This window comes from Pseudoalteromonas sp. APC 3694 (genome assembly GCF_030407565.1).
Classification (GTDB): Bacteria; Pseudomonadota; Gammaproteobacteria; order Enterobacterales; family Alteromonadaceae; genus Pseudoalteromonas; species Pseudoalteromonas tetraodonis.
In genome coordinates this window covers 1-3,092 of record NZ_JASDDE010000111.1, presented here as the reverse complement: position 1 = coordinate 3,092, position 3,092 = coordinate 1, and the positions used below count along the sequence as shown (strand labels likewise).

General features: G+C 49.1%; 1 rRNA gene. It reads left to right on the top strand.

Features of this window, described 5'->3' with window-relative positions:
* Positions 1-154 precede the first annotated feature (154 nt).
* Positions 155-3,041 (top strand): 23S ribosomal RNA (locus QMA00_RS18645).
* Positions 3,042-3,092: the final 51 nt, after the last annotated feature.

Here is a 3,092-nt window from a genome sequence, read left to right as displayed (position 1 = left end):
TATTTGTACAGAGTTTTCAAAAGTAAAAAAGAATGATAGCAGTATCATTCAGTGCCAATTTAATCTTCGGATTAATTGGTATCTACTTTAGTATTCAATATTAACTTCTGGCGAAGTTAAACTGTCACAAAACAAAGACCCGTTTGGGTTGTATGGTTAAGTGACTAAGCGTACACGGTGGATGCCTTGGCAGTTGGAGGCGATGAAGGACGTATTAACTTGCGATAAGCCTAGTCAAGCTAGTAAAAAGCACTTGAGACTAGGATTTCCGAATGGGGAAACCCACCTGCTTGCAGGTATCGTTAACTGAATACATAGGTTAACGAGGCGAACGCGGAGAACTGAAACATCTAAGTACCCGTAGGAAAAGAAATCAACCGAGATTCCGATAGTAGCGGCGAGCGAAATCGGAACAGCCCTTAAGCTTATTATGCGTTAATGGAAGGCTCTGGAAAGTGCCACGATACAGGGTGATAGTCCCGTACATGAAAACGCATTTTAAGTGAAATCGAGTAGGTCGGAGCACGTGAAACTTTGACTGAATATAGGTGGACCATCATCTAAGGCTAAATACTCCCAACTGACCGATAGTGAACCAGTACCGTGAGGGAAAGGCGAAAAGAACCCCTGTGAGGGGAGTGAAATAGAACCTGAAACCGTGTACGTACAAGCAGTAGGAGCCCACTTGTTGGGTGACTGCGTACCTTTTGTATAATGGGTCAGCGACTTATATTTTGTAGCGAGGTTAACCGATTAGGGTAGCCGTAGGGAAACCGAGTCTTAACTGGGCGAATAGTTGCAAGGTATAGACCCGAAACCCGGTGATCTAGCCATGGGCAGGTTGAAGGTTGAGTAACATCAACTGGAGGACCGAACCCACTAACGTTGAAAAGTTAGGGGATGACCTGTGGTTAGGAGTGAAAGGCTAATCAAACCGGGAGATAGCTGGTTCTCCCCGAAATCTATTTAGGTAGAGCCTCGGACGAATACTTACGGGGGTAGAGCACTGTTAAGGCTAGGGGGTCATCCCGACTTACCAACCCTTTGCAAACTCCGAATACCGTAAAGTACTATCCGGGAGACACACGGCGGGTGCTAACGTCCGTCGTGAAGAGGGAAACAACCCAGACCGCCAGCTAAGGTCCCAAAGTCATAGTTAAGTGGGAAACGATGTGGAAAGGCCCAGACAGCCAGGAGGTTGGCTTAGAAGCAGCCATCCTTTAAAGAAAGCGTAATAGCTCACTGGTCGAGTCGGTCTGCGCGGAAGATGTAACGGGGCTAAACTATGCACCGAAGCTGCGGATTCAAAATTTATTTTGAGTGGTAGGGGAGCGTTCTGTAAGCGGTTGAAGGTGTACCGGGAGGTATGCTGGACGTATCAGAAGTGCGAATGCTGACATGAGTAACGATAATGCGGGTGAAAAACCCGCACGCCGGAAGACCAAGGGTTCCTATCCCATGTTAATCAGGGTAGGGTAAGTCGACCCCTAAGGCGAGGCCGAAAGGCGTAGTCGATGGGAAACGGATTAATATTTCCGTACTTGGTATAATTGCGATGGGGGGACGGAGCAGGCTAAGCAAGCATGGCGATGGTAGTCCATGTGAAAGTGTGTAGGCTAGTGACTTAGGTAAATCCGGGTTGCTGTTAGGCTGAGACACGAGACGAGTCACTACGGTGATGAAGTTGCTGATGCCATACTTCCAGGAAAAGCCTCTAAGCTTCAGATTATACCGAATCGTACCCCAAACCGACACAGGTGGTCAGGTAGAGAATACTAAGGCGCTTGAGAGAACTCGGGTGAAGGAACTAGGCAAAATCGTACCGTAACTTCGGGAGAAGGTACGCTCCGATTGGTGATGAGACTTGCTCTCTAAGCTGATTGGAGCCGCAGTGACCAGGTGGCTGGGACTGTTTATTAAAAACACAGCACTGTGCAAAATCGCAAGATGACGTATACGGTGTGACACCTGCCCGGTGCCGGAAGGTTAATTGATGGGGTTATCTTCGGAGAAGCTCTTGATCGAAGCCCCGGTAAACGGCGGCCGTAACTATAACGGTCCTAAGGTAGCGAAATTCCTTGTCGGGTAAGTTCCGACCTGCACGAATGGTGTAACCATGGCCACGCTGTCTCCACCCGAGACTCAGTGAAATTGAAATCGCAGTGAAGATGCTGTGTACCCGCGGCTAGACGGAAAGACCCCGTGAACCTTTACTACAGCTTGGCACTGAACATTGAACCTACATGTGTAGGATAGGTGGGAGACTTAGAAGCAGAGACGCTAGTTTTTGTGGAGTCGTCCTTGAAATACCACCCTTGTAGTTTTGATGTTCTAACGTTGGCCCCTGAATCGGGGTTACGGACAGTGCCTGGTGGGTAGTTTGACTGGGGCGGTCTCCTCCCAAAGAGTAACGGAGGAGCACGAAGGTTGGCTAAGTACGGTCGGACATCGTACGGTTAGTGTAATGGTAGAAGCCAGCTTAACTGCGAGACAGACACGTCGAGCAGGTACGAAAGTAGGTCATAGTGATCCGGTGGTTCTGAATGGAAGGGCCATCGCTCAACGGATAAAAGGTACTCCGGGGATAACAGGCTGATACCGCCCAAGAGTTCATATCGACGGCGGTGTTTGGCACCTCGATGTCGGCTCATCACATCCTGGGGCTGAAGTCGGTCCCAAGGGTATGGCTGTTCGCCATTTAAAGTGGTACGCGAGCTGGGTTTAGAACGTCGTGAGACAGTTCGGTCCCTATCTGCCGTGGGCGTTTGAGAATTGAGAGGGGTTGCTCCTAGTACGAGAGGACCGGAGTGAACGAACCGCTGGTGTTCGGGTTGTCATGCCAATGGCATTGCCCGGTAGCTACGTTCGGAACTGATAAGCGCTGAAAGCATCTAAGCGCGAAGCAGGCCTCGAGATGAGTTCTCACTAGACTTTTAAAGTCTCTGAAGGGCCGTTGAAGACTACAACGTTGATAGGCAAGATGTGGAAGTGGTGTGAGCCATTAAGCTAACTTGTACTAATTACCCGTGAGGCTTAACCATACAACGCCAAACGCGTTTTATGTGATAGTGAAACAAGCGAAGAAGTTAATA